At 39.7% G+C, this 26,748-nt stretch carries 28 protein-coding genes; 7 read left to right on the forward strand and 21 right to left on the reverse strand.

The window, feature by feature from the left end; genetic code table 11:
- The 3 genes from nrdE to nrdH are packed head-to-tail and all read right to left on the reverse strand — an operon-like array spanning window position 1 to window position 2,788.
- Window positions 1-2,127, reverse strand: a complete 2,127-nt coding sequence (gene nrdE, locus JEP71_RS08710; RefSeq protein WP_198620378.1) for a class 1b ribonucleoside-diphosphate reductase subunit alpha — start codon at window positions 2,125-2,127, stop codon at window positions 1-3.
- A 5-nt stretch (window positions 2,128-2,132) separates the two neighbouring features.
- Window positions 2,133-2,552, reverse strand: a complete 420-nt coding sequence (nrdI, locus tag JEP71_RS08715) for a class Ib ribonucleoside-diphosphate reductase assembly flavoprotein NrdI (RefSeq protein WP_198620379.1) — start codon at window positions 2,550-2,552, stop codon at window positions 2,133-2,135.
- A gap of 11 nt (window positions 2,553-2,563) precedes the next feature.
- Window positions 2,564-2,788, reverse strand: coding sequence for a glutaredoxin-like protein NrdH (gene nrdH / locus JEP71_RS08720; RefSeq protein ID WP_023581131.1), 225 nt, complete (start codon window positions 2,786-2,788; stop codon window positions 2,564-2,566).
- 283 nt (window positions 2,789-3,071) lie between these two features.
- Between nrdH and JEP71_RS08725 the strand changes: the two genes are divergently transcribed.
- Both JEP71_RS08725 and cspE read left to right on the forward strand, forming a co-directional pair.
- Entirely contained in the window at window positions 3,072-3,545 is a 474-nt protein-coding gene (locus JEP71_RS08725) for a methylated-DNA--[protein]-cysteine S-methyltransferase (protein ID WP_198626103.1), read from the forward strand.
- A gap of 197 nt (window positions 3,546-3,742) precedes the next feature.
- A complete protein-coding gene (gene cspE / locus JEP71_RS08730) occupies window positions 3,743-3,952 on the forward strand; it encodes a transcription antiterminator/RNA stability regulator CspE (protein ID WP_023581133.1) in 210 nt (69 codons plus the stop codon).
- A gap of 98 nt (window positions 3,953-4,050) precedes the next feature.
- Here cspE and crcB read toward each other — a convergent pair whose 3' ends face one another.
- The 10 genes from crcB to rsfS all read right to left on the reverse strand — a co-directional run bounded on the left by crcB (window position 4,051) and on the right by rsfS (window position 12,967).
- Window positions 4,051-4,425, reverse strand: a complete 375-nt coding sequence (gene crcB, locus JEP71_RS08735) for a fluoride efflux transporter CrcB (protein ID WP_023581134.1) — start codon at window positions 4,423-4,425, stop codon at window positions 4,051-4,053.
- 13 nt (window positions 4,426-4,438) lie between these two features.
- Complete coding sequence (lipA, locus tag JEP71_RS08740) at window positions 4,439-5,404, reverse strand: lipoyl synthase (protein ID WP_198626104.1); 966 nt, start codon at window positions 5,402-5,404, stop codon at window positions 4,439-4,441.
- A 101-nt stretch (window positions 5,405-5,505) separates the two neighbouring features.
- Window positions 5,506-6,150 carry a lipoyl(octanoyl) transferase LipB gene (gene lipB, locus JEP71_RS08745; protein WP_109374076.1) on the reverse strand — a complete coding sequence of 215 codons (645 nt, stop codon included), beginning with the start codon at window positions 6,148-6,150 and terminating at the stop codon, window positions 5,506-5,508.
- Window positions 6,151-6,313: 163 nt separating this feature from the next.
- Window positions 6,314-6,577, reverse strand: coding sequence for a DUF493 family protein YbeD (gene ybeD / locus JEP71_RS08750; RefSeq protein WP_036912266.1), 264 nt, complete (start codon window positions 6,575-6,577; stop codon window positions 6,314-6,316).
- A 192-nt stretch (window positions 6,578-6,769) separates the two neighbouring features.
- On the reverse strand, window positions 6,770-7,981 hold the full coding sequence (dacA, locus tag JEP71_RS08755) for a D-alanyl-D-alanine carboxypeptidase DacA (protein ID WP_198620382.1): 1,212 nt from the start codon (window positions 7,979-7,981) through the stop codon (window positions 6,770-6,772).
- Window positions 7,982-8,103: 122 nt separating this feature from the next.
- Window positions 8,104-9,105: an endolytic peptidoglycan transglycosylase RlpA gene (gene rlpA / locus JEP71_RS08760; RefSeq protein ID WP_198620383.1), complete on the reverse strand. Its 1,002-nt coding sequence runs from the start codon at window positions 9,103-9,105 to the stop codon at window positions 8,104-8,106.
- A gap of 10 nt (window positions 9,106-9,115) precedes the next feature.
- On the reverse strand, window positions 9,116-10,228 hold the full coding sequence (gene mrdB, locus JEP71_RS08765; RefSeq protein ID WP_198620384.1) for a peptidoglycan glycosyltransferase MrdB: 1,113 nt from the start codon (window positions 10,226-10,228) through the stop codon (window positions 9,116-9,118).
- A 5-nt stretch (window positions 10,229-10,233) separates the two neighbouring features.
- Entirely contained in the window at window positions 10,234-12,129 is a 1,896-nt protein-coding gene (mrdA, locus tag JEP71_RS08770; RefSeq protein WP_198620385.1) for a peptidoglycan DD-transpeptidase MrdA, read from the reverse strand.
- Between the two features lie 38 nt (window positions 12,130-12,167).
- Window positions 12,168-12,638: a 23S rRNA (pseudouridine(1915)-N(3))-methyltransferase RlmH gene (gene rlmH, locus JEP71_RS08775; RefSeq protein WP_004246050.1), complete on the reverse strand. Its 471-nt coding sequence runs from the start codon at window positions 12,636-12,638 to the stop codon at window positions 12,168-12,170.
- A 2-nt stretch (window positions 12,639-12,640) separates the two neighbouring features.
- The gene (gene rsfS, locus JEP71_RS08780; RefSeq protein WP_006537732.1) at window positions 12,641-12,967 is read right to left on the reverse strand and encodes a ribosome silencing factor; all 327 of its coding nucleotides are present in this window, start codon (window positions 12,965-12,967) and stop codon (window positions 12,641-12,643) included.
- A gap of 514 nt (window positions 12,968-13,481) precedes the next feature.
- On the opposite strand from rsfS, the gene JEP71_RS08785 reads away from it, so the two are divergent.
- Window positions 13,482-14,228, forward strand: a complete 747-nt coding sequence (locus tag JEP71_RS08785) for a YbgA family protein (protein ID WP_198626105.1) — start codon at window positions 13,482-13,484, stop codon at window positions 14,226-14,228.
- A 10-nt stretch (window positions 14,229-14,238) separates the two neighbouring features.
- On the opposite strand, the gene nadD is transcribed toward JEP71_RS08785, so the two are convergent.
- The 8 genes from nadD to JEP71_RS08825 form a co-directional block, all read right to left on the reverse strand.
- Entirely contained in the window at window positions 14,239-14,910 is a 672-nt protein-coding gene (gene nadD / locus JEP71_RS08790) for a nicotinate-nucleotide adenylyltransferase (RefSeq protein WP_198626106.1), read from the reverse strand.
- Window positions 14,903-15,937, reverse strand: coding sequence for a DNA polymerase III subunit delta (holA, locus tag JEP71_RS08795; RefSeq protein WP_198620389.1), 1,035 nt, complete (start codon window positions 15,935-15,937; stop codon window positions 14,903-14,905). The genes nadD and holA overlap by 8 nt, the downstream gene beginning before the upstream one ends.
- Window positions 15,934-16,482 carry an LPS assembly lipoprotein LptE gene (gene lptE / locus JEP71_RS08800; RefSeq protein WP_198620390.1) on the reverse strand — a complete coding sequence of 183 codons (549 nt, stop codon included), beginning with the start codon at window positions 16,480-16,482 and terminating at the stop codon, window positions 15,934-15,936. Before lptE ends, holA begins: the two co-directional genes overlap by 4 nt.
- A gap of 12 nt (window positions 16,483-16,494) precedes the next feature.
- Window positions 16,495-19,077 (reverse strand): leucine--tRNA ligase, encoded by a 2,583-nt coding sequence (leuS, locus tag JEP71_RS08805; RefSeq protein ID WP_198626107.1) that lies wholly within the window; start codon window positions 19,075-19,077, stop codon window positions 16,495-16,497.
- Window positions 19,078-19,403: 326 nt separating this feature from the next.
- Window positions 19,404-20,129 (reverse strand): amino acid ABC transporter ATP-binding protein, encoded by a 726-nt coding sequence (locus JEP71_RS08810; RefSeq protein WP_109374086.1) that lies wholly within the window; start codon window positions 20,127-20,129, stop codon window positions 19,404-19,406.
- Window positions 20,130-20,804 (reverse strand): glutamate/aspartate ABC transporter permease GltK, encoded by a 675-nt coding sequence (gltK, locus tag JEP71_RS08815; protein WP_006537724.1) that lies wholly within the window; start codon window positions 20,802-20,804, stop codon window positions 20,130-20,132.
- The gene (locus JEP71_RS08820; protein WP_099075884.1) at window positions 20,804-21,544 is read right to left on the reverse strand and encodes an amino acid ABC transporter permease; all 741 of its coding nucleotides are present in this window, start codon (window positions 21,542-21,544) and stop codon (window positions 20,804-20,806) included. The genes gltK and JEP71_RS08820 overlap by 1 nt, the downstream gene beginning before the upstream one ends.
- 116 nt (window positions 21,545-21,660) lie before the next feature.
- Complete coding sequence (locus tag JEP71_RS08825) at window positions 21,661-22,554, reverse strand: amino acid ABC transporter substrate-binding protein (RefSeq protein WP_109374089.1); 894 nt, start codon at window positions 22,552-22,554, stop codon at window positions 21,661-21,663.
- A gap of 365 nt (window positions 22,555-22,919) precedes the next feature.
- Here JEP71_RS08825 and JEP71_RS08830 point away from each other — a divergent pair, with 365 nt between their 5' ends.
- The 4 genes from JEP71_RS08830 to JEP71_RS08845 all read left to right on the forward strand — a co-directional run bounded on the left by JEP71_RS08830 (window position 22,920) and on the right by JEP71_RS08845 (window position 26,667).
- Window positions 22,920-23,309 (forward strand): metal resistance protein, encoded by a 390-nt coding sequence (locus JEP71_RS08830; RefSeq protein WP_196534176.1) that lies wholly within the window; start codon window positions 22,920-22,922, stop codon window positions 23,307-23,309.
- A gap of 84 nt (window positions 23,310-23,393) precedes the next feature.
- Entirely contained in the window at window positions 23,394-25,433 is a 2,040-nt protein-coding gene (locus JEP71_RS08835) for a protein-disulfide reductase DsbD family protein (RefSeq protein WP_198626108.1), read from the forward strand.
- Window positions 25,433-26,164 (forward strand): DsbA family protein, encoded by a 732-nt coding sequence (locus tag JEP71_RS08840; protein ID WP_198620394.1) that lies wholly within the window; start codon window positions 25,433-25,435, stop codon window positions 26,162-26,164. Before JEP71_RS08835 ends, JEP71_RS08840 begins: the two co-directional genes overlap by 1 nt.
- Complete coding sequence (locus JEP71_RS08845) at window positions 26,164-26,667, forward strand: protein disulfide oxidoreductase (RefSeq protein WP_198626109.1); 504 nt, start codon at window positions 26,164-26,166, stop codon at window positions 26,665-26,667. Before JEP71_RS08840 ends, JEP71_RS08845 begins: the two co-directional genes overlap by 1 nt.
- Window positions 26,668-26,748 lie beyond the last annotated feature (81 nt).

Genomic DNA, 26,748 nt, shown 5'->3' on the forward strand with positions numbered 1-26,748 from the left:
TTAAAGTGCGCACGAAACACAGCCTTTGATTTCAGTACCTGCTAATGCAGATTGTCGAATACGTATGTAATACAAGGTTTTAATACCTTTACGCCATGCGTAAATTTGCGCTTTGTTAATATCTCTTGTTGTGGCTTCATCAGAAAAGAACAACGTCAGTGATAACCCTTGATCGATATGTTGTGAAGCTTCGGCATAGGTATCGATAATTTTCTCAGCTCCAATTTCATATGCATCTTGATAATATTGACGGTTTTCATTGGTCATAAAGGGAGCAGGGTAATAAACTCGCCCAATCTTACCTTCTTTTCTGATCTCTATTGGCGCGGCAATAGGATGAATACTTGATGTAGAATGGTTAATATAGGAAATAGACCCTGTCGGTGGTATTGCTTGTAAGTTTTGATTATAGATCCCATGCGTCATAATAGATTGCTTGAGAGTCTGCCAATCTTCCTGTGTTGGAATATGAATATTAGATTGGCTAAATAGCTGGTGGACTTTTTGAGTTTTAGGCAACCACTGTTGTGATACATATTTATTAAAATATTCACCCGTTGCGTATTTTGAATTTTCAAAGCCTTTAAAGTGCTGCTTTTTCTTAATCGCTAATTGATTTGAAGCTAATAACGCATAGTAAGTGACGGTATAAAAATAGATATTAGTAAAATCTAACGCTTCCTCAGAGCCATAATAAATTCCTTCACGGGCTAAGTAGCCATGTAAATTCATTTGCCCTAAACCAATGGCATGAGAAGCGAGATTACCTTTTTCAATAGAAGGAACGGACTCAATTTTCGTCATTTCAGAGACATTACTTAATGCCCTAATTGCAGTGCTGACGGTATGTGCAAAGTTAGGTGAGTCCATTGCCATAGCAATATTCATAGAACCTAAGTTACAACTGATATCATGACCGATATGGCGATAACTTAAGTCAGGGTGATACTCACTTGCGCTGTTGACTTGTAAGATTTCAGAGCAAAGATTGCTCATGTTAATTCTACCAGCGATAGGATTGGCGCGATTTACTGCATCTTCAAACATGATATAAGGATAGCCAGATTCAAATTGAATTTCGGCAAGTGTTTGGAAAAACTCTCTCGCTTTAATTTTTTTCTTACGAATTTGCGCGTTATTCACCATTTCACTGTATTTTTCACTAATACTGATCTCTGACATAGGTACGCCATAAACACGCTGTACATCATAAGGTGAGAAGAGATACATATCTTCATTGCGTTTCGCTAATTCAAATGTGATATCAGGGATAACAACGCCTAAAGAGAGGGTTTTTATTCGCACTTTTTCATCCGCATTTTCTCTTTTTGTATCAAGAAAATGGTAAATATCTGGATGATGTGCATGAAGATAAACAGCACCAGCTCCTTGTCTTGCGCCTAACTGATTGGCATAGGAAAAAGCATCTTCAAGCATCTTCATAACAGGAACAACGCCAGAAGATTGATTCTCTATACGTTTAATGGGGGCACCAGCTTCACGTAAATTAGTCAGCAAAAATGCAACGCCACCACCACGTTTAGAAAGTTGTAATGCGGAATTTACCGAACGACCGATAGACTCCATATTATCTTCTATACGCAGTAGAAAGCAGGAAACCAATTCACCACGCTGTTGCTTTCCACAATTTAAAAAAGTCGGTGTTGCGGGTTGAAAACGGCCACTAATGATTTCATCAACAAGATGAAGTGCAAGATCAGTATCACCCTGTGCAAGCGTGAGAGCCACCATGCAAACGCGATCTTCATAGCGCTCAAGGTAGCGCTCGCCATCAAATGTTTTTAAGGTGTAACTGGTGTAATACTTAAAAGCGCCAAGGAACGATTGAAAGCGAAACTTTTTACTATAAGCATGTTTGAATAGCTGTTTGATAAAGGCAAATTCATACTGTTCTAACACTTGAGCTTCGTAATAGTGTTGTTGAACTAAGAATTCTAATTTTTCTCTTAGATCATGAAAAAATACTGTGTTTTGATTTACATGCTGACGAAAAAAATGGTGTGTCGCTAATTTGTCTTTATCAAACTGAATATTACCTTGCTCATCATAGAGATTTAGCATGGCATTCAATGCATGGTAATCCAGTTGTTCTGTTGATTGTGTCATGTTAATTATCTCGTGACGCATTGGTCAGTAAGGCTTGACCAAAATGTGCTTAAACCTGTTTTTACGCGGTTTACATCTTCTGGCGTACCTAATAATTCAAATCGATACAAAAAAGGGATTTGGCATTTTTGTGCAATAATATCGCCTGCTAATCCGTAAGCTGCACCAAAGTTAGTATTTCCAGAAGCAATGACTCCACGTATTAATTGACGGTTTTCAGGAATATTTAAAAACTGAATAACCGCTTTAGGCACTGCACCTTTAGTACCGCCACCGCCATAAGTTGGGCAAAGCAACACAAAAGGTTGTGTTGCAAGCAAGGTTTCATCTTCAATAATTCTGGTCGCCTTTAAATTGAGCTTTTGTACAAAGCGATGGCAGTTTTCAGAACGACTTGAAAAATAGATCAAAGGTGCAGTTTGCATGAGATGCTCCTTTAGAGCGTGATCTGTCTGATTTTATCAGGGCAGAAACCCGACCAATGTTGTTCACCGTGAACAACTACAGGTACTTGGCGATATCCCATAGAAACAATGTGAGCGAGGGCTTGTGTATCTTTGGTGAGATCAACTGCAACAAACGGAATATTTTTCTGTTTTAAAGCGCGTTCTGTGGCACTGCATTGAACGCAATTCGGTTTGGTATAGAGGATAACAGACATAAAAATAACCCTTATAAAAATATGGATGCGTCTGTTTTCACATCCATAATGAGAAGTCCTTAAATACTATATATAGATTTATTTATTTTCAACCACACAATATATGGTGATTTTCGTTTTTGATAATGATTATCATTAAAATTAAATAGTTAGTGAATTAATTTTATTTTTAGATCGCTCGATTGATCAATTTTTATTAGATATACGAGTAATTAGATGATTGCTTTACCAATCAAGCATGATTTAATCTTGTTATTAAAGACAAATCAGCAGAGAAAACATTATGTACCAAGACTATCTCGATGCACCGAAAGGATTTCCGAAACCCTATATCTCTATCACTGCAAATGAAAAAGGGATCACAAGTCTCTATTTTGTGAATGATAAAGAGGTTGCTGTAAACACAAGCCCCGTGATTAAGCAATGTATGCAACAATTAAAAGAGTATTTTGCGGGTAAACGCACGACGTTTTCAGTGCCATTAGCGCCTGAAGGAACTGAATTTCAAAGCCGTGTTTGGAAGACATTACAGACAATCCCTTATGGTGAAATTTGGAGCTATAAAAAATTAGCGCTTACATTAGGTTCGATCAATTATTGCAGAGCGGTAGGAATGGCAAACTCGCGCAATCCAATTTCTTTAATTATTCCTTGCCACCGAGTGATTGGTCATAACGGTAAGTTGGTCGGCTATACTGGTGGATTAGATATTAAGCGTTGGCTACTTCACTATGAAAAAGTAGAAATTGATGAATAGTTCAGATTGTAAGTATTAAGTATTGTTTCTTAAGTGAACTATACGTTAAGGCATGGGATTTGTCTGAATATTAATCATTTGGCAGAAAAAAAATGTGAGTTTCGTGATCTAGACTGTGGACAGGGAATCATCATTTTTGTTTTACTATAGCCAACGCAAAACGCTTGCGTTTATTTTCTATTTTAAAGGTAAACTTGATGTCTAAATTAAAAGGTAACGTTAAGTGGTTTAACGAAACTAAAGGTTTTGGTTTTATCACTCCAGAAGATGGCAGCAAAGATGTATTTGTACACTTTTCCGCTATTACATCAGAAGGCTTTAAAACCCTTGCTGAAGGTCAAAAAGTAGAGTTTGAAGTTACTGACGGCGCGAAAGGGCCATCTGCTGCAAACGTTGTCGCTATCTAATTAACGACTTCTTTGAGACAGTAAAAACCCGTTTTTTAACGGGTTTTTATATACCTAGAGCAAAACCTGTTTTTTAACGATTTTTTACATTCCGAGTATTACATCTCTCGTAGTAACCAAAACGCAAATGCGGTCATTAAAAATGAACCCGCCAAGTTAGCACCCATCGTACTTAATGCCCATCCTATCTTTCCTTCAGTTAAGAGTGCGACAACTTCGACAGAAAAGGTTGAAAATGTTGTCAGACCGCCACAAAAGCCCGTAGTTAGCATAATTTTCCAAATAGGATCAATATGTGGCGCTTTGCTAAACCAAGCGATACCAAAGGCAATAATAAAAGCACCAATACAGTTAGCAATAAAGGTGCCTGTAGCAAAATGAGGAAAAATAGAATTTAGGCGGTAACTAATCAGCCAGCGCAATACGCTACCTAAACCACCACCTATAAATACAGCAATTGCAATGTTAAGCATGAGAGATTAATTGTTATTTAACCTCAATCCCCTGAGCTTGAAGATCAGCATGATAAGACGAGCGAACAAACGGCCCACAAGCTGCATGGGTAAAGCCCATCGCAAGTGCTTGCTCTTTCATATATTCAAACTCATCAGGACTGACGTAGCGTTGAACAGGAAGATGGTGACGACTTGGCTGTAAATATTGCCCTAATGTCAGCATCGTTACCCCATGTTTACGCAGATCACGCATAACGTCAATAATTTCTTCGTTGGTTTCCCCAAGGCCGACCATTAAACCCGACTTAGTAGGAATATCAGGGTGAGCTTGCTTAAAACGCTCTAACAATGTCAATGACCATTGATAGTTAGCACCTGGGCGTACTTGACGATAAACGCGAGGAACGTTCTCTAAGTTATGGTTGAAGACATCAGGTGGTGTGTCTGTGAGGATCTCAAGTGCTTTATCCATACGACCACGGAAGTCAGGGACTAATGTTTCAATACGGATCGTTGGATTTTTTGCACGAATTGCAGCAATACAATCAGCAAAATGTTGAGCACCGCCATCACGTAAATCATCGCGGTCTACGGAAGTAATTACGACGTAGCGTAACCCCATATCTTTAATCGTCTGAGCGAGTTTTTCTGGCTCTTGCGGATCGGGGGCATTTGGGCGGCCATGAGCAACATCGCAGAATGGGCAACGGCGTGTACAGATCGCGCCTAAGATCATAAAGGTTGCTGTTCCGTGGTTAAAGCATTCTGCAAGGTTAGGACAAGAGGCTTCTTCACAGACGGAATGAAGACCATTTTTACGCATTGCTGCTTTGATACCCTGAATTTTACTTGAGTCAGCGGGTAACTTTATTTTCATCCAATCAGGTTTGCGTAGCTGTTGTTCACGTTCTGTAGCGACTGTTTTAACAGGAATAAGTGCCATTTTATCGGCGTCGCGATATTTAACTCCGCGTTCCATCTGAATAGGTTTACTCATAATTGTGCCAGTTCCAGTTATCTAGAGTGATTAACACGATGTGACTGAGGTAATCAGGGTTTTAAAAAAATATGACAAATGTTAAAAAAATTATAGCATTTTTATTGCTGTGGTTGGAATCCTAGTTGTGTACAAAAATGCTTAACTAATAACGGTGCTACCTGTGTCGTTGTCGTATTTGGTGCAAAATCAATTAACTGCGTCATTTTTAGATCAGAATAACCACAAGGATTTATTCGTGCAAAAGGGGATAAATCCATATCGATATTGAGCGCAAGTCCATGAAAGGAGCAACCTTTACGAATGCGTAATCCTAAAGAGCAAATTTTATCACCTTTTACATAAACGCCGGGCGCATCAACACGAGCATAAGCTTCTACATTAAACTCCGCTAGCGTATCAATAACGGTGTTTTCAAGAGCGGTGACTAATTGACGAACACCTACATGATTGCGTTTTAAATCAATTAAAACATACATTACTTGTTGACCTGGGCCATGATAAGTCACTTGACCACCACGATCAGATTGAATAACAGGAATAGACCCCGTATTTAATAAGTGTTCAGCTTTACCTGCTTGGCCTTGGGTAAAAACCTGTTCATGTTGAACGAGCCATATTTCATCAGGTGTGTGACTTTCCCGTTTTTCCGTAAACTGATGCATAGAATCAGAAACCGGTAAATAGGGTTTCACACCTAATTGGCGAATAATGATTGTCTTGTCTTGCACCGTGAAAATCTTCATTTGTAGCGTAATTGTGAAGAGCAGTATAACGCTCCAGTAAATGAACTACCAGATTGAGATGTTTTTTTTCCTCGGTAGGATGAAAAATGAAGGGATGCAGAATAAGAAAAAGCGCCTTAATGATAAAAGGCGCTTTTAAAAAGTTATCTATTAAAAGAAGAGATTACAGAACCATACGTACCAGTTCAAGTTCACCTAATTCTTTATATAACGTTTCTACTTGATCGATATGAGTTGCGTTGATGGTAATAGAAACAGAGTGGTAATTACCTTTGCTACTTGGTTTCACTGAAGGTGTGTAATCACCAGGAGCGTGGCGTTGAATAACTTCAACGACTTGATCCACTAATTCTGGTTTTGCGTGACCCATCACTTTATAAGTGAAAGAACATGGGAACTCTAACAGTTCGTTTAATTTTGTTTTCATCATAATGTAATTCCTTAAGACAACAGGTGCTGTTGTTTTAATAATTTATGTCTACACCTAATCTTAGCAAATAAAAAGCGCATTCCTTAAATAATAAGGAATGCGATACTGGTAATTAGGGTAAATGGTAAATGTGTTTGTGCCAATATCTAGATAATAGTTATATGTGGTCACATTTACCTTTTTCAAGCCTTAGCCAAACCAGTGTGAGAATAATAATTTGATGTAGTCGATAATACGACTAAAGAAGCCACCTTCTTTTACTTCATTCATCACAACAAGCGGACGTTGTTCAATAACTTGACCATCAAGTTGGAAATTAATTGTTCCCACAACTTGGTTTTTGGTCACGGGTGCATGTAATTCTACATTATCAAGAACATAGCTTGCTTTTAAATCTTTTAAACGACCACGAGGAATAGTTAAATAAACATCTTTATCTACCCCTAATTGTACTTTATCTGTTTCGCCATACCAGATAGGCTCAGCAGCGAACTCTTTACCCACTTGCAATGGTTTTACAGTTTCAAAGAAACGGAAACCCCAAGTGAGTAATTTTTTACTTTCGGCATCACGACCTTTAGATGAGTGACCACCCATAACCGCAGAAATTAAACGCATATCGCCTTCAGTTGCAGAAGCGACAAGGTTATAGCCAGCAGATGCAGTATGGCCTGTTTTAATACCATCAACGTTTAAACTGGTATCCCACAACAAACCATTTCGATTAGTTTGGCGGATATTGTTGTAGGTGTACTCTTTTTCTTTATAGATAGCATACTCATCAGGTACATCACGAATTAATGCCGCACCAATTAGCGCCATATCGCGAGCCGAGCTGTATTGTCCTGGGGCATCAAGACCATGAACGGTTTGGAATTGTGTATTTTGTAAACCTAGGCGTTTAACGTAATCGTTCATCATGGTCACAAACGTATCTTGGCTGCCCGCAACATAAGAGGCCATTGCGACACAAGCATCATTACCTGATTGTAAGTTAATGCCGCGAGTTAACTGTGCAACTGTAACTTGATCACCCGGTTTTAAGAACATTAAAGAAGAGCCACGAAAAACAGGATTACCGGTTGCCCATGCTTCTTCACCAATGGGTACGATATCGCTATTAGAGATTTTACCTGCACGAATAGATTGACCGATAACATAGCTGGTCATCATCTTGGTTAAACTTGCAGGATCACGGCGAACATCGGCATTCATTTCAGCCAGTACTTTCCCAGAATTATAATCAATAAGAATATAAGATTCGGCTTCGATACTAGGAACAGCGGGTATCATTGTTTTTAGGGAATCTTCCGCAATACTTTGATGACTTACTGTGAGTAAAGCAAAAGTGGCACTTAATAGGCTTGTTCTTAGTAATTTTGCTGGGAGTATCTGTTTCATTCTGTTTGTTTAATCCGAAAATTCAGGGAAAAATAGGGACTGATAAATAAAATATCAGCAAATCCAGACGATTCTACGCTTGAATTTGCTGATATAAAAAGGATTTTACGTAAAATTATCCTTTATTGGGTAATAATAAACCCAGTGATATCTTTAACTTGTTTCAGCTTGCTTTTTATCACTTCGGCTTGATCCTTAGATGAATAAGGGCCGAGTTGCACTTTATATAATCCATCTGTTTTATTGATCACACCTTGGGTGCTAACTGATGATGCTAAATCATCTAGCCAACGTTGTGCGTTATTTTCATTACTGAGAGCACCGACTTGAACATAAAAGCCTTGTGCTATGGAATTTGAGGATAATACTGGTTTTGGCGCTTTTGTTTCTGTCTCTACTGGAGCGGGCATTGGAACTGGCGCTGGCGTTGTAGTTTGGGCTGGAACTGGCGTTGGAGCAGGTGGCTCAACTGGCATATTGTTGTTGGTAGGCGTTGATGTCGCTAATGGCGCTGGCGTTGCTGGTTGAGCATTAAAATTAGGACGCTCAGGTAATGCCGTTGTTTTTTTCTCTATCTGCGCACCATGTGTACCAATACCACTCATATGGCCAGTTTGGTCAACAACAATTCCTTCAATAAGCAATGGAGTTGTCGGCATTAAACGTAAGCTATCAGAAACCGCTGGCGTAACTTGGATTTGTTTTCCATTAACATAGGGGCCTCGGTCGTTAATACGTACAACCATTGTGCGCCCATTGAGCAAGTTTGTGATTTTCGCATAGCTTGGGATCGGTAATGTAGGATGCGCAGCGGCAAATTCATAGGGATTTACGCGCTCACCAATGGTAGTTAAACGACTCATCGCTAAACTATCATAGACAACCGCTTCTCCTCGTTCACTGAAGTTTGCAGGATCAGTCACAATACGGTAAACCACCCCATTTTTTCGGTAATCTTGATTTGCCGTAGGGTGATAAGGCTCGTAACGAGGCTCTGCACCGAGAACACGTTGAGCTGGCACATTGGGTAATGGTGCTGGCTGTTTATTGGTATTCGGCTTATCAATAACACACCCTGACAGTAGCAATGTACTGATACCAATCAAAACCCATTGCAGACGCATAAAAACCTCATTATAAACTTTTCGATAGTAGTTTTCGGTGTGTATGAATTGACATCACGATACCAAACCCTGCCATTAACACAATAAGGGCGGAGCCTCCATAACTCATCAGCGGTAACGGAACCCCCACAACAGGAAGGATGCCACTCACCATTCCTATGTTGACAAAAACATAGACAAAGAAAATTAGCATTAACCCGCCAATCATTACTCTACCAAATGTATTTTGTGCTTTCGTCGCAAGGTAAAGGCCTCGCGCGATTAAGAGTACATAGAGAGTCAGTAGTATCAAAACACCAATTAATCCGAGTTCTTCAGCCAATACAGCAAAAATAAAGTCTGTATGGCGCTCTGGTAAGAATTCTAATTGAGATTGAGTGCCTTGTAACCATCCTTTTCCATGTAATCCACCAGAACCAATGGCAATTTTAGATTGGATGATATGATATCCTGCGCCAAGCGGGTCTGATTCGGGGTCCAGAAGCATCATTACCCGTGCTTGCTGGTAATCATGCATGAGGAAAAACCAAAGTATGGGGATAAAGGCGGCAACAAGTACAATTGCGATAGTAATAAGACGCCAGCTCATTCCAGCAAGGAAAAGAACAAATAGCCCTGAAGCAGCAACAAGGATGGATGTCCCCAAATCGGGCTGAGCTGCAACTAATAATGTTGGAACAAAAATAATGACCAGAGCAATGGCGGTATTACGTAACGTAGGTGGGCACACATCTCGATTCATAAATCGCGCCACCATCAAAGGAACGGCAATTTTAGCAATTTCTGAGGGCTGAAAACGTACAATACCTAAATCGAGCCAGCGTTGTGCTCCCTTGCTGATTTGTCCGAAAACATCAACGAGGATCAATAAGATAACGCAAAAGAAAAAGAGATGAGGCGCCCAACTTTCATAAACTCGGGGAGGGATTTGTGCCATGATGATCATGACCATAAATCCCATTGCTATTTGTCCTAACTTACGTTGCATCATTTCTGGATCTTGCCCGCTGGCACTCCACATAATAAATGCGCTGTATCCTAATAAAGCAATAATACAAAGTAAGAATAGAGGATCGATATGGATCCGTGTCCAGAAGGATTTTTTCTTATTATTTTCAGTCATGAGTATTATTCCTCTGAACCACGCGGTGCTGGTGGAGAAGCTGGCAATACCGTGTTGTTATCACCAAGGAGAATGTGGTCAAGAATTTGTCTTGTAATATCACCGACAGAAGGGCCTGCGCCACCATTTTCTAGGATAATAGAGATGGCTACGGTCGGCTTATCATAAGGCGCAAAGGCAATCATCAGTTTGTGGTCACGAAGATGTTCAGCCAATTGGCTCGCATTGTAGGTTTCGTAACTAAACACCTGTGCAGTTCCCGATTTTGCTGCTACTTTATAAGGAGCATCAGCAAAACTTCGGCGACCTGTACCATTAGGGAAGTTAGCCACACCATACATACCGTGTTTTGCTAATTCCCAATAACCTGAGTTGATATCGCCAATTTGGCGTGTTTCGGTATCAACATAAGGCAACATTTCATTGCCAAGTTTTGTACCGTAAAGTAGGTGAGGGGTTTTAACTTGACCATCATTAATCAATGTCATTAAAGCTTTCGCCATTTGAATTGGCGTTGCTGTCCAATAACCTTGCCCAATCCCTACGGGGATCGTGTCACCTTGATACCAAGGCTTTTTATAACGTTGCTGTTTCCACTCACGCGTTGGCATGATGCCATTGCGTTCTTCGGATAGATCAATACCTGTATATTCGCCATAACCAAAGCGCCCCATCCAAGTTGATATACGATCAATTCCCATATCATAAGCAACTTGGTAGAAGAAGGTATCCGCAGATTCTACGATAGATTTTGTAACATTAAGTTTTCCATGTCCCCAACGTTTCCAATCTCGATAACGTTTTTCAGAGCCAGGAAGTTGCCACCACCCGGGATCATGAATTGTTGTATTGGCTGTGATTACACCTTCACTTAATGCAGCAACAGACATAAACGGCTTTACGGTTGATGCAGGTGGATAAAGACCTTGGGTTGTACGGTTGATCAACGGTCTATCTGGGTTATTTAGTAACCCTTGATATTCGCTGTTCGAAATCCCACCAACAAATAAGTTAGGATCATAACTAGGGTTCGATACAAGCGCTAAAATCTCACCATTGCGAGGATCGGTTACTACAACCGCAGCTCGGCTTGTGGTGAGTAATGTTTCAATATAGGTTTGCAGTTCAAGGTCGATGGTAAGATAGATATCTTTACCTGCCTGTGGAGGTTGTTCGTGTAACTGGCGAATAACTCGACCACGACTATTAACTTCAACTTCTTCATAGCCTGTTGTACCGTGCAAAACAGACTCATAATAACGTTCGATGCCTAACTTGCCGATATCATGAGTCGCAGCATAGTTAGGTGATAAACCTTCTTTATCAAGGCGTTCAACATCCTTATCGTTAATTTTTGCGACATAACCAATTACATGCGTTAATGCTGAACCATAAGGATAATAGCGACGTTGATAGCCTTTAATTTCTAAGCCAGGATAACGGTATTGATTGATAGCGAAACGTGCGACTTGTACTTGGCTTAATGTTGTTTTTAAGGCAATAGAACTAAATCGACGTGAGCGCTTGCGCTCTTTTTCAAATGCAGCAATATCTTCGTCCGTTAAGTCAACGACATCCCTTAAACTTTCAAGTGTTTCTTGTAAGTTTGTTACCTTCTCAGGCACAACTTCTAATTGATAGATAGTACGATTGAGCGCAAGAGGGATACCTTTGCGGTCGTAAATAATGCCTCTGCTGGGAGCAATCGGTACTAATTTAATTCGGTTATCATTTGAACGTGTTTGATAATCATCATGGCGAGCGATCTGTAAGTGATTGAGGTTAAAAACCAAAACTCCACTCAATATAATAATTACTGAAAATGCGACAATCACACGACGGATAAATAGCTTTGATTCCGCAGTATAATCTCGAAACGGGGTACGTTTTTTTCTTTTCATCCCATTTGACTTCACTTACTGACCCGCCAATTTATTGATTATTCACGATGATAAGGATGGTTTGTGGTAATGCTCCATGCTCGATAAAGGCTTTCTGCAACCACGACACGAACAAGGGGGTGTGGCATTGTTAAAGGAGATAAAGACCAGCTTTGTTCAGCCGCAGCTTTACAAGCGGGTGCTAATCCTTCGGGGCCACCAATGAGTAAGCTGACATTTCTACCATCAAGCTTCCATCGATCAAGTTGTTCTGCAAGTTTTGGCGTATCCCAGCGAGCGCCAGGAATATCGAGAGTGACGATACGATTTCCTTTACCTACTGCTGCTAACATTTGTTCACCTTCTTTTTCGAGAATACGTTTAATATCCGCATTCTTCCCACGCTTACCAGCGGGGATCTCGATAAGTTCTAAAGGCATGTCTTTTGGGAATCGATTAAGATAATCCATAAAGCCGGTCTGTATCCAGTCCGGCATTTTTGTACCAACGGCAATGAGCTGTAATTTCAAACTCAGCTCCAGAGTTTTTCAAGTTCGTACATACGGCGACTATCTTCTTGCATGACGTGTACCATGGCTTCACCAAGATCAACGACAATCCAGTCAGAAACGCCTTGTCCTTCAACACCTAAAGGTTGTAATCCCGCTTCGCGGCAATCATCAACGAGATTATCTGCAACAGACATGAGGTGTCTGCTTGATGTACCCGTACAAATAATCATGTAATCAGTTACACTTGATTTTCCGCGGACATCTAATGCAATAATGTCTTGAGCTTTAGAATCTTCAAGTTTATCAATAATAAATTGTTGTAATTCAGAGCCTTGCAAAAGGATCACCTTTAATCTAATGAGTTAATTCAATCGAAAAATAACATACTCGTGATACTTCAAGTTGTAGCGTTGTTGACTACATTTATTCGCACTAGTTATATACTGTGGCATATGCCTAGCGACTTACTCCACTTGTTGTCTAACTGCATCTCAAATTATTTAGAATATGAATGCTATTTTAAAGGAATTTATACCAATAAATCTATTTTACTGGATGATTAATTCCAGTTAGCAATAACAAGAACATAAATCTCATTTTCTTGTTTTTCGACGTTTGATTTAGAAAAATTCATATATGCCCATTAACTGCGTCATAATAAATAACAAAAAGAAGGCAGATAAGAACTTTTTCGTTTAGACGACAGTTTTACCTTACAGTTCCCTTAAGGGAACAGAGGTGAGAATAACAGCTAAACCTCGTCTGTCAATGCTGATTAAACACCTAATTAGCGTGTTTTGACTTTGTTACGTTTAGATTATACAGACTAATACTCATACTTTTTAGTTAGAGAGAAAAAGAATGGAAAGAAAAGAAAATTATCTCGGGCTATCTTCAGAAATTGTGAGTAACAGCGATCGCCAATTACAAGAAAAGTTAGCGTTACTTTGTCGTGTCGTTAAAGATGAAAAAATAGGCATTATGCGGATAGATCTCCAAAACAGAGATCATCCGTTGCCGATTTATGGTTATATCGGAAAAGAAGGGGACAGACTTGTTTCGCCATCAAGTTTTATTTTACCTCAATTAAGTCTTGAGCAACTTTTGCAGCCTATTGTTCTCGATCACTTTCTTACTCAATTCTTTACACTATGCGATTATCAACAACAGGTTAATCAATCATTAAGTAAAGGGGCTTTGATTAAATTTCATAGTCGATATAAATATTTAATTATGGCTTATTCACAAGTAGCTTATCGTGAATTAGGGCGTTATATCGCTAATCTTTCTGACGAAATCTCTCTTGATGAAATTGCATCTAAATATCAACAAAAGTTAATGAAGGCATTAAGCGTTGCACCAAGTCGAGAAGGACAAACTAATGCATTAATGCATATGGCGGGTTACTTTAAGCGAGATCTGAGTTCGCAACAGAAACAAGAAATATCACAGACAATTTTGCTATATCGTCAAGGTGTCGTGCCTTTCTCTAAACCTTATGATTTACTCCAATATTGGTTAACCATTTACCCCGATGACTATTTGATTAACCAACGCTATTTTTCGCCTTATCCATCTGCTTTTAATTATTTAAGAGAACAACTTTAAAAAGAATACGTTATTTATAAAGTTGTTGTTGGCGAATATAGTTTTCAACGGAGTTGGGTAGCAAATCGTGGCAATCTAAACCTGCTTTGTGGCGAGCTCGAATGTCTGTCGCTGAAATATTATAAAGTGGTGTGTCAGCGAGGAATATTTTACCTGCGGGTAAGCAATGAATATCTTCTTGCTGTTTGGTTTGGTGCTTTTCCAACCATGCTTGCATTTGCGCTGATTCAAAATGAGTTTGATAACCAGGACGAGCACAAACTAATAAATGACACACGTCTAATAAACTTTCCCATTTGTGCCACGTATTTATTGAAAGCAATGAATCTTGACCAATAATAAAGGCTAAAGGTTGTTTCTCGCCAATTTCTTGTCTGAAGTCTCTTAATGTCTCGATGCTATAAGAGGGGGTTGGTTTTTCAAGCTCGCGGGTATCCACTTTAAAGGAGGAATACGGCTCAAGCGCAAGACGCACCATTTCAAGACGTTGTTGAGAGGATGCTTCTGGTTGAGGGCGATGAGGAGGAATATTGTTAGGTAACCAAATCACTTCTTTTAAACCAATTAATCCTGAGAGTGCTTCAACAGGACGCAAATGCCCATAATGAATAGGATCAAATGTACCACCATATAAAGCGATGGCTTGATTAATTAAAGGTGTTGAGTGATTGGTTCTAGGCATGACTGACAAATCCTTCTGGTAGTGCTTTTCCACAAAGTAATAAGCCCAGAGCACTGAGCGAGGGCCAAACTGTCTGTCCGTAATCTTGCTTAATAGTAATTTCAATTGTTGCAAGTAATCGTATTGCTGTCAGCAATTGATGTTCAGATAAACGTTGTAGTGCTGCTGTGAATATTGGGCGTCGGTTTTGCCAAATTCGATGTTTATCAAAAATCGTTTTTAATGAAGCTGTTTTAGATTCACGATGTAGCGTAATCAGCTGCATTAACTCACGCTGTAAAGTTCTGAGTAAAATAACAGGTTCAGAGTCTTCTCTTTTGAGTTGTTGCAATATATGCCATGCTCGTTGTGTTTTCCCTGCAAGTAATGCATCAACCCAGTGATAAGGGGTAAAATGTGACGCGTCATTGACCGCCGCTTCGACTCTTGGGAGCGTTAATTTACCGTCAGGGTACAACAGCGAAAGGCGCTCGATGGCTTGTGCTAGTGCTAGTAAATTTCCTTCATAACAGTAGCAAAGTAATTGATTACCTTGTTCATCCAGCGCTAACCCTTTTTGTTTTGCTCGACGCGCAACCCAAGTAGGTAATTTATCAAGCTCAGGTGTCAGACAAGAAACATAGGTTCCATGTTGGCTTAATGTTTTAAACCATTCACTGTTTTCTTGCGCTTTTGTGAGTTTATTGCCACGTAAAATCAACAATAAATCTTGATGCAATTCTTGAGATAGGCGAGTGAGTTTCTCTGACATCGCTGCATTGGGGCCATTTTCAGGTAAATGCAGTAAAAGAGATTGTCTTTGAGAAAAAAGGCTTAGCGATTGACAAAGCGAGTAAATTTCATTCCAGTCTGTATTATTATCAAGGGTAAATTGATAATGCTCGATAAATCCTTGGGATTTAGCGACGGATTGAATAGCATCTTGAGACTCTTGGAGTAATAGAGGTTCATTACCCCAGAGTAGGTAACTTTGGCGCAGCCCCTCTTGGAGCTGCGCATTCAGTTGTTCTGGATATAAGCGGATCATTTGGCTGGTGAGATTATCTGTTTTGCCTGCTCAGCTTGTACGGCTTTTTGGCGTTCAGCGTTGTGAACAACCAATAATTTACGCACTAATATTGCTGTCGCTTGTTCACGCATCTCTTGCTTGATAATGTCATTTTCAGCATCTTTCGCTAATGCTTCTAATGGGTTATCGAAGAATGGGCGTGAAACCTGTGATGAAATTGGGTAAATCGTACCATCAGGCATAATCACTTGCGCATCAAGCACAAATGTTAACTGACGTTCTGCTGATTTACCGTCTTGATACACAGATACGGTTTCTTTACTTTCTGATGAGCCGACAATTTTAAGAATAGGGATATTGGCTGTTGGATCCTCAACAAGCTGAACACCACTAAGTCTAAGTTGTTGACGCATTACTCGAGATAATGGGCCATAAGGGTCACCAGAGCTAAGATAAAGCGTTTTTAATTCTGCTGGAACCTGAGTTTTACCTTGAAGGTGAAAACCACAGCCAGCGGTGATTAACACCGCCAAACCGAAAAATAGCGAAAATAGATATCGCACTAGGCCTCCTTATCAGCCAACAACGATGTTCAGTAATTTGCCTGGAACATAGATGACTTTACGAATAGCCACATCTTCCAAGTATTTTGCAACACTGTACTCTTTTGTCGCCATTTCCTGAACATATTCTTTTTCTGAATTAGCCGGAACAGTAACACGACCACGAACTTTACCATTCACTTGAACGATAATCAGTTTAGTGTCATCAATCATGGCTTCTTCATCAGCAACAGGCCATGGCGCAACATCAACGTCTTCTTTGCCACCTAATGCTTGCCACATAACAAAACATGCATGAGGAATGATTGGAGAAAGCATACGAACAATCGCTTCTAATGCTTCTTGCATTAATGCACGATCTTGTTCTGTTTCTTGTGTTGCACGAGTTAATTTATTCATTAACTCCATAATGGCAGCAATCGCGGTGTTAAAGGCTAAACGACGACCTACGTCATCAGATACTTTCGCAATCGTTTTATGTAAGTCACGACGTAAATCTTTTTGTTCTTCTGTCAGTGTAGAAAGATCAAGAGACTGTGTCGCTCCTTTTTGAGTGTGCTCGTGAACTAAACGCCATAAACGACGTAAGAAACGGTTTGCACCTTCAACGCTAGATTCTTGCCATTCCAGTGTTAATTCTGGTGGAGCAGCAAACATCATAAATAAACGAACGGTATCTGCACCATAACGTTCAACCATAGTTTGTGGGTCGATACCGTTATTTTTAGATTTAGACATTTTGCTCATGCCAGCATAAGTCAATTCATGACCTTCGCTGTCAGTCGCTTTAATGATGCGATTTTTCTCATCACGTTCAACAATCGCTTCAGCAGGAGATACCCAATGGCGAGCACCATCTTCACCAGTGTGATAGAACGCATCCGCTAATACCATGCCTTGGCACAGTAAGCGTTTTGCTGGTTCATCCGAGTTTACTAAACCGGCATCACGCATCAGTTTATGGAAGAAGCGGAAATACATTAAGTGCATGATGGCGTGTTCAATACCACCAATATACCAGTCAACAGGTAACCAATAGTTAGCTGCTTTAGGATCTAACATGCCTTTATCGTAATCAGGGCAGGTATAACGAGCGTAATACCAAGAAGATTCCATAAAGGTGTCAAAAGTATCCGTTTCACGCAGCGCAGGTTGACCATTAATTGTGGTTTTTGCCCAATCAGGATCTGCTTTGATTGGGCTAGTGATCCCGTCCATTTTGACATCTTCTGGCAGGATAACTGGCAGTTGATCTTCAGGAACAGGAACAACAGTGCCGTCTTCCAAAGTCGCCATTGGAATTGGCGCACCCCAGTAACGTTGACGAGAAACACCCCAGTCACGTAAACGGTAGTTAACTTTGCGCTCACCAACACCCATTTGTGCCAGTTTATCAGCAATAGCGTTAAAGCCAGCTTGGTTATCAAGACCTGTGAATTCACCAGAGTTAATCAGGCTATTTCTTTCAGTGAATACACAGGCAGAGACATCTGGTTGGTTACCTTCAGCATCTGCAATAACAGCTTTAATTGGTAAATTGTATTTAGTTGCAAATTCCCAGTCACGTTCATCATGACCTGGAACCGCCATTACAGCACCCGTGCCGTATTCCATTAAGACAAAGTTAGCAACCCAAATAGCGACTTTTTCTTTAGTTAATGGGTGAATAGCGTAAAGACCTGTTGCAATCCCTTTTTTCTCCATTGTTGCCATATCGGCTTCTGCCATTTTCATGTTACGGCATTCATCAATGAATTGTTGAATTTCAGGATTATTTTGAGCAGCTTTTTGCGCTAATGGGTGACCTGCTGCAACTGCAACATAAGTGACACCCATAAATGTATCTGGACGCGTTGTATAAACGGTCATTGTGTCGTTGCTGTCAGCAACATCAAATTTAATTTCGACACCTTCAGAGCGACCAATCCAGTTACGTTGCATGGTCTTAACTTGTTCAGGCCACTCATCTAACGTATCTAAATCGTTTAACAGCTCTTCGGCATACTCGGTAATTTTGATAAACCACTGTGGAATTTCTTTACGCTCAACAGGGGTATCACAACGCCAGCAGCAGCCATCGATAACTTGTTCGTTGGCTAAAACTGTTAAGTCGTGTGGGCACCAGTTAACAGCAGAGGTCTTTTTATAAACTAAGCCTTTTTCATATAACTTAGTAAAAAACCACTGTTCCCAGCGATAATATTCTGGTGTACAGGTAGTGACTTCACGATCCCAATCGTAACCAAAACCCAGTTTTTTTAACTGGTTTTTCATGTAATTGATGTTTTCGTAAGTCCATGGTGCAGGGGCGGTTTTATTTTTTACTGCGGCACCTTCTGCTGGTAAGCCAAACGCATCCCAACCAATAGGCTGTAAGACGTTTTTACCTAGCATACGTTGATAACGGGAAATCACGTCACCAATGGTGTAGTTACGGACGTGTCCCATGTGTAGTCGGCCAGAAGGATAAGGTAGCATTGACAGGCAGTAATATTTTTCTTTGTTATTATCTTCTGTCACTTTAAATGTATTGTTCTTTTCCCAGTGTTCCTGGATAGTTTGCTCTATATCTTCGGGACGATATTGTTCTTGCATGGCACCGATAATCCTATGGTGAATTAATGGCTACCGGAGGGTAACCGCTATTATGAAATTAAGACTTGCATAGCATAGCTGATTTTGTCTAATAGCCACAACTATTGATCTCAATGAAAGCCACTGTTTGCATAACTTTTTCAAGACAATTGCGAGATATCTTGGAAAGAGTTAGAGCAAAAAGACAATAAATGCGTATTTTCTGAAAAAATAATAGGAATATTGCGAAAAAAGAAGATTATTTGATATTTAGTTGCGAGGTTAATCGAAATTATTATTTGGGGCTGACGTGCTAAAAAAGCACGCCAGCAGAGGAGATGTGGGGGTTAGTGTAGAATTTTAGCGAGGAAATCTTTTGCTCGCGCTGATTTTGGATTATCAAAAAAGTCATTTTTAGGTCTATCTTCCACAATTCGACCTTCATCCATAAAAATAATACGGTCAGCAACTTTTTTAGCAAAACCCATTTCATGGGTCACTACCATCATTGTCATACCTTCATTTGCAAGCTCTACCATTACATCAAGTACTTCATTAATCATTTCAGGATCAAGTGCTGATGTAGGTTCATCAAATAACATTGCAATAGGATCCATGCATAATGCGCGAGCGATGGCGACACGTTGTTGTTGGCCACCAGAAAGCTGAGCTGGATATTTGTTAGCATGGCTTGCTAATCCTACTCGCTCTAATAGCTTTAATCCTTTCTCTTTTGCGGCACCTTTCTCTCTATTAAGCACTTTAACTTGTGCCAGTGTAAGATTTTCAATAATAGAGAGGTGAGGGAATAGTTCAAAATGTTGGAAAACCATACCCACTTTTGCTCGTAATTTAGCAAGATCAGTATGCTTGTCATTTACTTTGATTTCATTAACAAAGATCTCGCCTTGTTGTATCGGCTCTAAGCCATTCACTGTTTTGATCAGTGTTGATTTACCTGATCCAGAAGGTCCACAGACAACAACAACTTCTCCCTTTTTAACTTCAGTGGAACATTCAGTCAGTACTTGAAACTGACCATACCATTTGGATACGTCTTTTAGGGAAATCATCTAGGTAGTCCTTTTTTTAAGAAAGTTTACTAACATCGAAGCAGCGAAGCTAATGACAAAATAAACAAAACCAGCAAAGAGGATCATTTCAACTTGTGTACCATCTCGTTCTCCAATATTTGCCGCTGTTCTGAAAAAGTCAGTAAGACTTAAAACGTAAACCAAGGATGTATCTTGGAATAATACAATTCCTTGAGTCAGTAAAAGCGGGATCATGGCTCGAAAGGCTTGAGGTAGGATCACTAAACGCATGGTTTGTGATTTGGTCATACCTAACGCGAGTGAGGCTGAAAATTGTCCTTTGCTAACACTTTGAATACCTGCTCTTATAATTTCAGAGTAATAGGCCGCTTCAAATAAAGAGAACGCTATCATTGCTGAAATTAAACGGATATCACTTTTAGGTGAAAGTCCTAGAACATTTTGTAATATGTTAGGCACAATTAAATAAAACCACAGCAATACCATGACTAATGGGATAGAACGGAAGGTATTAACGTAAGCGGCTGCAAACCAGCTAATAGGCTTAAAGGTAGATAGGCGCATAACGGCAAGCACCGTTCCCCATAAAATACCGACCACAATAGCAGTGATAGTGATTTTTAGTGTGATAGCCATTCCATCGACTAAAAATGGTAGGCTTGGAACAACAGAACTCCAGTCAAATTCGTACATTATTGACCTCCTGTTGTGCCGGGTAAGCGAACGCGTTTTTCAAGCCAATGCATTATTAGCATAATGATGACATTGATAAATACATAGGCCAGAGTGATTGCTGTGAATGACTCATACGCTTTCGCGGAATAGTCGAGGAGTTTATTTGCTTGTGCCGCCATATCAATAAGTCCGATAGTAGAGGCAATCGCTGAGTTTTTCACGAGATTGAGCATTTCGGATGTCATTGGTGGAATAATGACTCGGTATGCATTGGGTAATAAAACATAACGATAAGTTTGAGGTAAAGTTAAGCCCAATGCTAAACCTGCGGCTTTTTGTCCGCGGGGTAATGAGTTTATTGCGGCTCTAACTTGTTCACACATACGCGCGGCGGTAAATAAACCTAAGCAGAGTGCTGATGAAACAAAAAATTGCACATTGGGCGCTAAGTCCATTTTAAACCAGTCGCCAATAGATTGAGGCAAGAGTTCAGGAATAACTAAATACCACGTAAAGAATTGAACAATAAGTGGTACGTTACGAAATAACTCAACATAAACAGTGCCTAAGCTTGAAAGCCAGCGATTAGGTACTGTGCGTAAAATTCCGAATAAAGAACCGACAAGAAAGGCAATAATCCAAGCGCATAAAGATAAGGCAATGGTGACTTGAAAGCCAGAAATCAGCCATCCTAAGTATGTGGTGTTTCCGAAAGGGGCTTCTTGGAAGAATATCCCCCAATCCCAATCAATCGACATGATTTCACCTCCGGTGAAAAAAGAGGGGCAGGGAACGGCTGCCCCAAACTTCACTGATCTGTCTGTCCAACAGATACTTTATAATTATTTATTTTGCATCAATTACTTATGTGTTTTTAATTCAATGCTTTATCATTTGGTGATGCAAATAATGCTTTCATTTCATCAGAGATGGTGAATTCTAAGTTAAGGTTTTTAGGTGGGATCGGTGCATTAAACCAGCGATTGAACGATTTTTCTGCTTCACCCGATTTTTGTGCTTGAGCGATAGTTTCATCAATTAGTGCTTTGAATTGAGCATCATCTTTACGCAACATACAACCATAAGCTTCTTCAGATTGCGGGGTTCCTACAATTTCCCACTCACCTGGTTTTTTCGCTTTAGCACGCTCACCAGCCAGTAATGCGTCATCCATCATAAAGGCAACAGCACGACCTGATTCAAGTGTACGGAATGAGTCTCCATGATCTTTTGCGCTGATAATGCGCATATTCATCTTTTTCTCATCATTTAATTTGTTGAGTAACATTTCAGACGTTGTTCCTGATGTTACGACAACGTTTTTACCTGACAAGTCAGCAAAATCTTTAATTCCACTGTCTTTTTTCGCCAGTAAACGTGTACCTACGATGAAAATAGTATTAGAGAAACCAGCTTGTTGCTGACGAGCTTCATTGTTGGTTGTTGAGCCACACTCAAAATCAAATGTACCATTTTGTAATAATGGAATACGATTCTGAGACGTAATAGGAATGAGGCGAACTTGTAAGTTTGGTTTGCCTATTTTGTCTTTTACAGCCTGCACAATTAGGTTGGAATAGTCTTGCGAATAGCCAACGACTTTCTGTTGATTATCATAGTAAGAGAAAGGAACAGAGGATTCTCTGTGCCCAACAATAATAATATCGTTGTCATTGATTTTCTTTAAGGTTCCAGTGAGTTCTTCTGCCTGTACTGCTCCTGCCGCCCCTAAGATCATTAATGATAATGCTAGTTTACGCATGCGCATAATAACTCCTGTCGTGGTGATAAGTGATATTGGTGTTTTGCTTTGTGTTGCTTTTTTGTTTTAATTTGTTTTGATAATGTTAATAGATAGAACAAATAACATACTGTTGGGAAGTGCAATTTGTGAAATACGAGAGGTATCTCCCAATAAAAGAATGAAATCAAATGTAGTTGATTATTTTTTTGGAAGTTGTTTTCAATATTTAAAATTATTGTAGTAGAAACCTTATAGAAATAAAGGTTAAAGATGAAAATTTGAGATGATGCGAAAAATAAACTAAGTAGGGATTTGTAAAGTTTGTCTTAAGGAGTTGTTTGTCTGTGGATTACCGTTAAGATAGCGAGTCATATTGATGAGGAACATCTATGAGTAATTGGCGGTCAGGTCGCTGGCTAGTGGTGATAACAGTTTTGCTGATCTTGTGTTGCATTGTTCAGCGTTCATTAGGTGCCCACATCATTAGTGAGCGCTTAGCAACAGCTGTTGCTCAAACACAATACCCACTATCAACACCAATTGCTGATGAGAATAGCGTAACAGAGCACACTTTTTCATTATCTACCTGTGAATTAAGCGCCAAATCATTATTATCTGTTCCTCCATTAACAATAGAGCCATTTTTCCATTCATGGGTTGTATTACTATTGTTAAGCATGGCTGCTATCTATGTATCGCGTCAGCGTAATCAGAAAAAACACCATCATCCACCTCCACCAATCAGACTTCACCTTCATTATTGTATTTTGAGGGATTAGAAATTTCCTTTTAGCTAAAAGATTGCTCGTCTATTTTGGACGTGGCTCTATGTGTAGCGTTGTAGGAATTTTTAGGGAGTTGTTATGTTTCGTTCTTTTGTTATGGCGTTGATATTAACGCTATTTACTTTATCTACTTCTCAAGCAGCAGATACAGGCTGGTTAACCACGCCTGATAATTCTCATGCACAAGTTAGGGCGACAGCACAAAAGTTCCCAACAGGTGATGTGAAAGTTTTACTTGAAGTACAGCTTGAGTCTGGATGGAAAACGTATTGGCGTTCTCCAGGAGAAGGTGGTGTTGCCCCTGAAATTAATTGGTCGCAAGATGTAAATGCAATGATTTGGCATTGGCCTTCGCCTTCAGCTTTTGATGTAGCAGGTATTCACACACAAGGTTATGATAAACAAGTTATTTTCCCCATTGAGTTATCTCCTGTTCACGCTGATCGTTTAACAGGGGTTTTAACTTTATCAACATGTAGTAATGTCTGCATTCTGACTGACTACACTTTAGATTTAGATCTTACCGAACCTGTGCCTGCTGATTTTGAATGGCAATATAATCAGGCAATGGCCAAAATTCCTGTTGGAACGGGATTAATATCATCAGTTTCTTCTGGTTATAACAATAGCCAACTCACTATCTCTTTACAAAAAGAGCAAGGTGCTTGGGTTAAACCTAATATTTATCTCGATCCTCCTGAAGGTATGCTTTACGGTATTCCAAAATTAAAGCATCAAGATAAAAACTTATTTGTCACGGTTGATGTGACAGATGATTGGGGGGATGCTGCTGGTAATATCTCAGGTAAGGTACTTTCTTTTGTTATTACTGACCAAGATTTCTCTCGCCAAGTTAATGACATAATAGGGCATGGAAAAGAGGAGACTGCTCCATCTTCTAATTCAGGTATTGGGCTTTGGGGTATTCTTGCTTTTGCACTATTGGGCGGCTTAATTCTGAATTTAATGCCCTGCGTATTACCCGTACTTGCGATGAAAATGGGATCAATTTTACATCTCGAAAATCGTGATAAAGGCGTTATTCGCAAGCAATTTTCTGTTTCTGTTTTAGGTATTTTAGTCTCATTTTGGGCGCTAGCTCTGTTTATGACAGGCTTACGTTATAGCCAAGAAGCTTTAGGTTGGGGGATCCAATTCCAAAGTCCTTGGTTTATTGGCTTTATGGTATTAGTTACCGCTATTTTTACCGCAAATCTATTCGGATTATTTGAACTGCGTTTAAGTAGCAATATGAATACTAAAATGGCAACAGCGGGTGGACAAGGATATAGCCGACACTTTTGGGAAGGTGCATTTGCAACCTTACTCGCGACACCTTGCTCAGCACCGTTTTTAGGAACCGCAGTCGCTTATGCACTTATAGCGCCTCTAAATGAACTATGGCTTATTTTTACTGCCCTAGGAATTGGAATGAGTTTGCCTTGGATCTTAGTGGCAATATTTCCATCTATCGCCAAAGCACTACCAAAACCAGGTAAATGGATGAATCGCCTAAGAGTTGTTTTGGGCTTTATGATGCTGTTGTCGAGTATTTGGCTAATAACGCTCTTGATCCCTCACTTAGGAATGCCAATAGTTGCAGGTATTTTTGTTATTATTGGGCTGTTGTTATTGTTTGCTATCGCAAAACATTATGGCAAAAAAGTATTATTGATTTCTACCGTGGTAGCCTTCCTTTTAGGGGGAAGCACCTATCTATTTGTGGAGCAACCAGCAAGCCAAACACTTGCGGGTCAAGATACGATAAATTGGCAACCTTTATCAGAAGAAGCGATACACCAAGCATTAGCAGAAAATAAACGCGTATTTGTTGATGTAACAGCAGATTGGTGTGTAACCTGCAAAGCAAACAAATACAATGTATTATTGCGAGAAGAGATCCAAACTGCACTTTCTGCGCCAGATATTGTTGCATTAAGAGGGGATTGGACTAAACCCTCCGATAAGATCACTCAATTTTTAAAACAACGTGGTCAAGTTGCAGTACCTTTTAACCAAGTTTATGGACCTTGCCATAAAGATGGCGTGGTTTTACCTCCTATTTTAAATAAAGATTCAACATTGACAGTTCTTTCTGAGGCTAAAGGAGCCCAATAATGAAAAAAACACTTTCTGCACTGGTTATCTCTTCGTTACTTTTTGGTGCAAATGTACAAGCAGCAGCGTTAAGTGCGGATCAGGAAAAAGAAGTTCGCGCGCTGGTTCGTGATACGTTAATTAAAAATCCAGAAATTTTGGAAGAAGCTATCACAGCATTACAAGCGCAAAAAGCAGATGAGCAACAAGCTCAATTCCGTACTGCATTAAAAGCAGAGCATGACGCATTATATAACGATGCAGCAAGCCCTCGTATTGGTGCCAAAGACGCTAAGTTAGTGTTGGTTTCTTTTACTGATTATAACTGTCCTTATTGCAAACGCTTCGACCCATTATTAGAACAAATCACAAAAGATTATCCTGAAGTTGCCGTGGTTATTAAACCACTGCCATTTAAAGGTGAAAGTTCTGCAAAAGCCTCTCAAGCTGTGCTTTCAGTTTGGAAAGAAGATCCGAAAGCATTCTTAGCATTACACCAACGTTTAATGCAAAAGAAAACAATGCTCGATAACGCAAGTATTGATGATGCAATGAAAACAACCAATACAAGCAAAGTGAAATTAACCGATGAAAGCCTAAAAGTGTTACAAAACAACTTAGATCTTTCTCGTAAGTTAGGTATTCAAGGTACACCTGCAACGGTTATTGGCGATATGGTTATCCCTGGTGCTGTTGATTACGCTCAGCTAGAAGTGATTGTTAAAGAACAACTGGCTAAAGTGAAAAAATAATGCGTAGTCGCTTACGAAAGTGGAGTAAAGAACTGATTGTTCTGATTGTCATTTTCGTTTTAGCTTCTTTTGCAATGGATTGGTGGCGTCAACCTACGCCACCAGCCTTAACGAATTTGCCTGAGCTATATACTGTTGATAATAAAGTTGTTTCTTTAGCTGAATTGAGTGCTGAAAAGCCTTTGTTAATCTATTTTTGGGCAACTTGGTGTGGAGTTTGTAAACTCACAACTCCCTCAGTAAATTCGTTAGCACTAGATGGCTATAACGTGACATCTGTTGCGATCCGTTCTGGTGATAACGCAAAGTTAGAACGCGGTATTCAGTCTAAAGGATTGGTCTTTCCTGTAATAAATGATAGCCGAGGAGAGATTTCTCAGCAGTGGGAAATTAGTGCAACACCTTCATTTGTTATTGTTTATAAAGGGGAAATGGTAGGCTTTACGAGCGGTTGGTCATCTTCGTGGGGATTAAAACTACGTTTATGGTGGGCTGGCCTTTGAACGGTATACAAGCAATCATTTTAAGCTTTAATCGATTAAAAATAACGGAATTCATTATTATATTGAATTCCGTTATTTTAT

Origin of the sequence: Proteus sp. PR00224 (assembly GCF_016238105.1) — a bacterium.
Lineage (GTDB): Bacteria > Pseudomonadota > Gammaproteobacteria > Enterobacterales > Enterobacteriaceae > Proteus.

Bases quoted from the DNA above. Each gene is read 5' to 3' on its own strand.
- lipA (WP_198626104.1), bottom strand. From the start codon at position 5,404: ATGAGTAAACCTATTCAGATGGAACGCGGAGTTAAATATCGCGACGCC.
- dacA (WP_198620382.1), bottom strand. From the start codon at position 7,981: ATGAAACAGATACTCCCAGCAAAATTACTAAGAACAAGCCTATTAAGT.
- lipB (WP_109374076.1), bottom strand. From the start codon at position 6,150: ATGAAGATTTTCACGGTGCAAGACAAGACAATCATTATTCGCCAATTA.
- JEP71_RS08825 (WP_109374089.1), bottom strand. From the start codon at position 22,554: ATGCGCATGCGTAAACTAGCATTATCATTAATGATCTTAGGGGCGGCA.
- nrdH (WP_023581131.1), bottom strand. From the start codon at position 2,788: ATGTCTGTTATCCTCTATACCAAACCGAATTGCGTTCAATGCAGTGCC.
- JEP71_RS08810 (WP_109374086.1), bottom strand. From the start codon at position 20,129: ATGATTTCCCTAAAAGACGTATCCAAATGGTATGGTCAGTTTCAAGTA.
- JEP71_RS08845 (WP_198626109.1), top strand. From the start codon at position 26,164: ATGCGTAGTCGCTTACGAAAGTGGAGTAAAGAACTGATTGTTCTGATT.
- crcB (WP_023581134.1), bottom strand. From the start codon at position 4,425: ATGCTTAACATTGCAATTGCTGTATTTATAGGTGGTGGTTTAGGTAGC.
- mrdB (WP_198620384.1), bottom strand. From the start codon at position 10,228: ATGACTGAAAATAATAAGAAAAAATCCTTCTGGACACGGATCCATATC.
- JEP71_RS08725 (WP_198626103.1), top strand. From the start codon at position 3,072: ATGTACCAAGACTATCTCGATGCACCGAAAGGATTTCCGAAACCCTAT.
- nrdI (WP_198620379.1), bottom strand. From the start codon at position 2,552: ATGCAAACTGCACCTTTGATCTATTTTTCAAGTCGTTCTGAAAACTGC.
- cspE (WP_023581133.1), top strand. From the start codon at position 3,743: ATGTCTAAATTAAAAGGTAACGTTAAGTGGTTTAACGAAACTAAAGGT.
- JEP71_RS08820 (WP_099075884.1), bottom strand. From the start codon at position 21,544: ATGTCGATTGATTGGGATTGGGGGATATTCTTCCAAGAAGCCCCTTTC.
- nadD (WP_198626106.1), bottom strand. From the start codon at position 14,910: ATGCCTAGAACCAATCACTCAACACCTTTAATTAATCAAGCCATCGCT.
- JEP71_RS08840 (WP_198620394.1), top strand. From the start codon at position 25,433: ATGAAAAAAACACTTTCTGCACTGGTTATCTCTTCGTTACTTTTTGGT.
- holA (WP_198620389.1), bottom strand. From the start codon at position 15,937: ATGATCCGCTTATATCCAGAACAACTGAATGCGCAGCTCCAAGAGGGG.
- nrdE (WP_198620378.1), bottom strand. From the start codon at position 2,127: ATGACACAATCAACAGAACAACTGGATTACCATGCATTGAATGCCATG.
- mrdA (WP_198620385.1), bottom strand. From the start codon at position 12,129: ATGAAAAGAAAAAAACGTACCCCGTTTCGAGATTATACTGCGGAATCA.
- JEP71_RS08835 (WP_198626108.1), top strand. From the start codon at position 23,394: ATGTTTCGTTCTTTTGTTATGGCGTTGATATTAACGCTATTTACTTTA.
- gltK (WP_006537724.1), bottom strand. From the start codon at position 20,804: ATGTACGAATTTGACTGGAGTTCTGTTGTTCCAAGCCTACCATTTTTA.
- JEP71_RS08830 (WP_196534176.1), top strand. From the start codon at position 22,920: ATGAGTAATTGGCGGTCAGGTCGCTGGCTAGTGGTGATAACAGTTTTG.
- rlpA (WP_198620383.1), bottom strand. From the start codon at position 9,105: ATGCGTCTGCAATGGGTTTTGATTGGTATCAGTACATTGCTACTGTCA.
- JEP71_RS08785 (WP_198626105.1), top strand. From the start codon at position 13,482: ATGGAAAGAAAAGAAAATTATCTCGGGCTATCTTCAGAAATTGTGAGT.
- ybeD (WP_036912266.1), bottom strand. From the start codon at position 6,577: ATGAAAACAAAATTAAACGAACTGTTAGAGTTCCCATGTTCTTTCACT.
- leuS (WP_198626107.1), bottom strand. From the start codon at position 19,077: ATGCAAGAACAATATCGTCCCGAAGATATAGAGCAAACTATCCAGGAA.